Origin of the sequence: Acidovorax sp. Root70 (assembly GCF_001428225.1) — a bacterium.
Classification (GTDB): Bacteria; Pseudomonadota; Gammaproteobacteria; order Burkholderiales; family Burkholderiaceae_C; genus Acidovorax.
The window spans coordinates 186,983-193,189 of record NZ_LMHQ01000007.1 but is presented as its reverse complement, the minus strand read 5'-3'; the positions used below and the strand labels follow the sequence as shown (position 1 = coordinate 193,189).

Below are 6,207 nucleotides of genomic sequence, written 5' to 3'. Positions count from 1 at the left end.
GACCTGGAGGTGGTGGCGGAGGGGGTGGAGACGACGGGGCAGCTGTCGTTCCTGAGGCTGCATGGGTGCGAGGGGTTCCAGGGGTATCTGTTTGGGAGGCCCGGGCCCGTGGAGTTGTTTGAGCGTGAACATCTGCCCGGACACTCGGCACGGCCGCCGGCGGCACGCCTTGCGCAACAGGGGCCGCAGCCATGAACGGCGTGGGCATCCTGTGGGTGGACATCGATACCCAGCATGCGGCGGCTGCACGGCGGCTCATGGCGGCGCGCTACCCCGACTGGCGCGTGGTCAACAGCCCCACGCCAGAAACTGCCAAAGCGCCTTTGGCCAGCCAGGCCTGGGGCGCCGTGGTGCTGTGCCTCAAGCCCACCGACCAGGAGCTACCGGGCTTGCTGGAGCTGTGTGCGGGCCGTCCGGTGCTGATGTGCATCGACGCAGCGCAAGAGGCCCTGGCTGCGCGCGCGTTTCGTTGCGGGCTGGGCGACTATGTGCTGCGCGAGGCCGATGGCGCGGCGCACCTGAGCGAGCTGCTGAACCGCCTGGTGGCGCTGGTGCAGGGCGCCAAAGGGCAGGGCCAGCCCGTGCGCATGGTGGACGCCCGTATCTGGCAAGAGGCGCTGACCATGCTGCAGGAGCAGCGCTCGGCACTGCAGGCCACGCTGGGCAGCATGAGCCAGGGCATCTTCAAGACCGGGCCCGACGGCCGCATCACCGTCTACAACGAGCGGGTGTTGGAGCTGCTGAACCTGCCCGAGTCGCTGATGGCCACGCGCCCCACGCTGGCCGACCTGACGCGCGTGCAGGCCGAGCGCGGTGACTTCGGCGAGGGGTACCGCCTGGTGGACCGGCGCGGGCACGACTACGTGGCCCAGGGCGCTGTGGCCCCCGCCCCGGCCTTGTACTGGCGCACCACGCGCGATGGCCGTACCTTCGAGGTGCGCACCACCTCGCTGGCTGACGGCAGCCTGGTGCGCACGTTTGCCGATGTGAGCGACTACGTGCGTGTGGAAAACGAGCTGCGCGAGAGCGAGGCGCGCTTCAGGTCGCTGAGCGACCTGTCGTCCGACTGGTACTGGGAGCACGACGCCGAGGGCCGCTTCGTGCAGCTGGCAGGAGACCTGAGCGTGAACGGCATACCGCTGTCGGATGTGATGGGGCGCACGCGCTGGGAGATCGGCGCCCTGAACATGACCGACGCCGACTGGGCTGCGCACCGCGCCGTGCTGGCGGCGCACCAGCCGTTCCGTGACCTGGAGCTGCAACGCCGGCGCGTGGACGGCAGCATGCATTGGATCTCAGTCAGCGGTGTACCCGTGTTCGGTGCCAATGGCGCCCTGCGTGGCTACCGGGGCGTGGGCCGCGACATCACCGAGCGCAAGCAGGTCGAGAGCCAGATCGAACGCCTGGCGTTTTATGACTCGCTGACCGGCCTGCCCAACCGCCGCCTGCTGGTGGACCGGCTGCAACACGCCACGCTGGCGGTGGCGCGTTCTGACACCCAGGGCGCGCTGCTGTTCATCGACCTCGACAATTTCAAGGACCTCAACGACACCTTGGGCCATGACACCGGCGACCAGCTGCTGCTGCAAGTGGCGCAGCGCCTGAAAGGCTGCGTGCGGGAGTCCGACACCGTGGCCCGTTTTGGGGGCGACGAGTTCGTGGTGCTGGTGGAGGGCCTCAGCCCCGACCCCGCCCACGCCAGCGCCGAGGCCGCGCTAGTGGCCAGCCACATTGCCACTACGCTCGGCAAGCCGTATGCGCTGGGCGATGCCAGCCACCACAGCACGCCCAGCATCGGCATTGCGCTTTTTGGCCAGCAGACCGTGAGCGTGGACGAGCTGCTCAAACATGCGGACCTGGCCATGTACCAGGCCAAGGCGGCGGGGCGCAATACCCAGCGCTTCTTCGACCCCGACATGCAAGCGGCCGTGAGCAACCGCTCGGCCCTGGAGGCCGACCTGCGCCGGGGCCTGCAAGAAAAGGAGCTGGTGCTGTACTACCAGCCCGTGGTGGACGGCAAAGGCCGCTTGCAGGGTGCCGAAGCCCTGGTGCGCTGGCGCCACCCGCGCCGGGGCATGGTGTCCCCCGCCGAATTCATTCCGCTGGCCGAGCAGACCGGGCTCATCCTGCCGCTGGGCCAGTGGGTGCTGGAGACTGCCTGCGCACAGTTGGTGGCCTGGTCGCGCAGCTCGCTCACCCGGCAGTTCTTCCTGTCGGTGAACGTGAGCGTGCGGCAGTTCCGCCAGCCCGACTTTGTGGAGCAGGTGCTGGGCGTGCTGGATGCCACGGGCGCCAACCCGGAACGCCTGAAACTCGAACTCACCGAGAGCCTGTTGATGGCCGATGTCGAGGACGTGATTGCCCGCATGGAGCACCTGCGCCGCTACGGCGTGGGCTTCTCGCTCGACGACTTTGGCACGGGCTATTCCAGCCTGAGCTACCTCAAGCGGCTGCCGCTCGACCAGCTCAAGATCGACCAGGGCTTTGTGCGCGACCTGCAGACCGACCCCAATGATGCTGCCATTGTGCGCACCATCCTGGCCCTGGCCGACAGCCTGGACCTGGCGGTGGTGGCCGAGGGCGTGGAGACCACGGGCCAGCTGGAGTTTTTGCAGCGCTACGGCTGCAAGGCCTTCCAGGGCTATCTGTTTGGTCGGCCCATGCCTGCTGAAGTGTTGGAGCGGGCGCTGCGACCTGCGCTATGACCTGCGTTAAGGCAAAGGCCCGCCAGCGCGCGCAGTTCACAATCGCGCCATGAAAAAACAGGTGTTGGTCGCCGGTGGCGGCATTGGCGGCTTGGCCGCTGCGTTGGGCGCATCGCGGGCTGGATGGGAGGTGCGGCTGTACGAGCGCGCTGCTGCTTTCAGCGAAGTGGGTGCGGGCGTGCAGATCGGGCCCAACGTGGTGCGCCGCTTGCAGGCCTGGGGCCTGCAGCAGCCGCTGCAAGCGGTGGCGGCCTTCCCCAGCCGGTTGCAGGTGCGCAACGCCGTCAGCGGCACAGAACTGGCCGTGCTGCCCCTGGGGCCCACGGCGGTGGAGCGCTATGGCGCGGCCTACGCCACCATTCACCGTGCGGACCTGCATGGCCTGCTGCTGTCTGCCGTGACCAAATACACCGACACGCAACAGCACCTGGACCATGCGATCGACAGCTTTGCCGATGCCGACGGCGTGGTGACTGTGCGCACCAGCCGGGGCAAGCAGGTCGAGGGCGATGCCCTGATCGGTGCCGATGGCCTGTGGAGCCGCACACGCACCCAGCTCCTGGGCGCTGTGCCGCCGCGCGTGACGGGGCACCTGGCCTACCGCGCGCTGGTGCCGCAGCATGCGCTGCCCGATGCCTTGCGCACGGCGCAAGTCACCGCGTGGCTGGGCCCGCGCCTGCATGCGGTGCAGTACCCCGTGCGCCGGGGCGAGTTGCAGAACCTGGTGGTCATCGTGCAAGGGGCCGCACCGCAAGACCTGGAGAACTGGGACCACGCCGCCAACGCCGCAGGCCTGGAGCATGCGCTGCAAGGCACCTGCACTGCGCTGCAGGACGTGGTACGCAGCGTGAGCGCCGTGGGTGGTGCTGGCTGGCGCCTGTGGCCCTTGTGCGACCGCCCGCCGGTGCGCAGCGCCGACGAGATGGCGCAAGGCTTGGTGGGCCTGCTGGGCGATGCCGCGCACCCCATGCGGCCGTACCTGGCGCAGGGTGCGGGCATGGCGATCGAAGACGCGGCCGAGTTGCAGCGTGCACTGGCCATGCACGACCTCGATGTACCGCTGCGCCTGCGCCGCTACGCGCTCAACCGCTGGCAGCGCAACGCGCGGGTGCAGGCCCGGTCCACGCGCAATGGCCGCATCTTCCACGCCACGGGGCCCGTGCGCTGGGGGCGCGACCTGTCGCTGCGCCTGCTGGGTGAGCGCGTGCTGGATGTGCCCTGGCTGTACCGGGGCGATGGCTCCAGCGCCAGCTCGTTGTGAGGTACCGGGTGGTGACAACCGCCCGCCAGAAACCGTCCGTTTCCTGACCCAGCAGGGCGGGTGAACGGCATCGCACGGTTGTCAGGACATTCCCTATCCGGGGCAACCCCTGCCAGCGTTTTGCAGGGTGAACTTCGCGCAGTGTGCCACGCTCTATCACTGTGTGTGCAACGCCCTGAAAAGGCCAAGCATGCGCCCACGAATTTGCTGTTCAAGCGCAGTTCGTGGTGCTACAACGTGCCAAGCCGGTAGTGATTGCCAATGCAACACCGTGGTACCACCTGAGCCCGCCAGGGGTGCCGCCACAGGAGGTCGTATGGATGCCATCAGCAACTTCGCCGCGCGCTACGCCCGTAGCCGCGAAGAGGAAATGTCGATCGACGAGTACCTCGCCGAGTGCAAACGTGATCCCATGGCCTACGCCACATCGGCCCAGCGCATGCTGGCCGCCATTGGCGAGCCCGAGATGGTGGACACGCGCAACGACCCCCGCCTGTCGCGGCTCTTTGCCAACAAGGTCATCAAACGCTACCCCGCCTTCACCGAGTTCTACGGCATGGAGGAGTCCATCGAGCAGGTGGTGAGCTTCTTCCGCCATGCCGCGCAAGGGCTGGAGGAGCGCAAGCAGATCCTTTACCTGCTGGGCCCCGTGGGTGGCGGCAAGAGCTCCATTGCAGAGCGCCTCAAGGCCCTGATGCAGAAGGTGCCGTTCTATGCGCTCAAGGGCTCTCCGGTCAACGAGTCGCCGCTGGGCCTGTTCGACGCCGCAGAAGACGGCCCGGTGCTGGAGGAACAGTTTGGCATTCCGCGCCGCTACCTGCAGCGCGTGCTGTCGCCCTGGGCAGTGAAGCGGCTGGAAGAGTATGGCGGCGACATCCGCCAGTTCCGCGTGGTCAAACGCTACCCCAGCGTGCTCAAGCAGGTGGGCATCGCCAAGACCGAGCCGGGCGACGAGAACAACCAGGACATCTCCAGCCTGGTGGGCAAGGTGGACATCCGCAAGCTCGAAATCTTTGCGCAGGACGACACCGATGCCTATAGCTACAGCGGCGGCCTGTGCCTGGCCAACCAGGGCCTGCTGGAGTTTGTGGAAATGTTCAAGGCACCCATCAAGGTGTTGCACCCCCTGCTCACCGCGACGCAGGAGGGCAACTACAAGGGCACCGAAGGCTTTGGCGCCATCCCGTTTGACGGCGTGGTGCTGGCCCATAGCAACGAAAGCGAGTGGAAGGCGTTTCGCAACAACAAGAACAACGAGGCGTTTCTTGACCGCATCTACATCGTCAAGGTGCCGTACTGCCTGCGCGTGAGCGAGGAAACGCGCATCTACGAAAAGCTCATCCGCGAGTCGTCGCTGGGCAACGCTGTGTGCGCGCCGGGCACGCTCAAGATGATGGCGCAGTTCGCCATCCTCACGCGGCTGAGGGAGCCCGAGAACTCCAGCATCTTCAGCAAGATGCAGGTGTACGACGGCGAGAGCCTGAAGGACACCGACCCGCGCGCCAAGAGCTACCAGGAATACCGCGACTACGCGGGCGTGGACGAGGGCATGACGGGCATCTCCACGCGTTTTGCGTTCAAAATTCTCTCGAAGGTGTTCAACTTCGACAGCGCCGAGGTGGCGGCCAACCCGGTGCACCTGATGTATGTGCTGGAGCAGCAGATCGAGCGCGAACAGTTCCCGGCCGAGCTGGAGACCAAGTACACCGGCTACATCAAGGAGTTCCTGTCGCCACGCTATGCCGAGTTCATCGGCAAGGAGATCCAGACCGCCTATCTGGAAAGCTACAGCGAGTACGGCCAGAACATCTTTGACCGCTACGTCACCTACGCCGACTACTGGATCCAGGACAACGAATACCGCGACACCGACACCGGCGAGGTGTTCGACCGCGGCGCGCTCAATGCCGAGCTGGAGAAGATCGAGAAGCCCGCAGGCATCGCCAACCCCAAGGACTTCCGCAACGAGATCGTCAACTTCGTGCTGCGGGCACGCGCCAACAACCAGGGCAAGAACCCCAGCTGGACGAGCTACGAAAAGCTGCGCCTGGTGATCGAGAAGAAGATGTTCTCCAACACCGAAGAGCTGCTGCCGGTGATCAGCTTTAACGCCAAGGCCAGCGCGGAAGAGGCCCGCAAGCACGAGGACTTTGTCACCCGCATGGTCAACAAGGGCTACACGCCCAAGCAGGTGCGGCTGCTGTGCGAGTGGTACCTGCGCGTGCGTAAGAGTAGCTAGGG

The 6,207-nt window shown here is 66.4% G+C and carries 4 protein-coding genes; all 4 read left to right on the top strand.

Annotated elements, in window-relative coordinates:
* Positions 1-195 (top strand): EAL domain-containing protein (locus tag ASD94_RS05615; RefSeq protein WP_156391355.1); only part of this gene is annotated, 195 nt, incomplete at its 5' end.
* A complete protein-coding gene (locus tag ASD94_RS05610; RefSeq protein WP_056639677.1) occupies positions 192-2,705 on the top strand; it encodes a bifunctional diguanylate cyclase/phosphodiesterase in 2,514 nt (837 codons plus the stop codon). The genes ASD94_RS05615 and ASD94_RS05610, both read left to right, overlap by 4 nt.
* Positions 2,706-2,754: 49 nt before the next feature.
* On the top strand, positions 2,755-3,966 hold the full coding sequence (locus ASD94_RS05605) for an FAD-dependent monooxygenase (RefSeq protein ID WP_056639674.1): 1,212 nt from the start codon (positions 2,755-2,757) through the stop codon (positions 3,964-3,966).
* A 316-nt stretch (positions 3,967-4,282) separates the two neighbouring features.
* Positions 4,283-6,205, top strand: a complete 1,923-nt coding sequence (locus ASD94_RS05600) for a PrkA family serine protein kinase (RefSeq protein ID WP_056639672.1) — start codon at positions 4,283-4,285, stop codon at positions 6,203-6,205.
* Positions 6,206-6,207 lie beyond the last annotated feature (2 nt).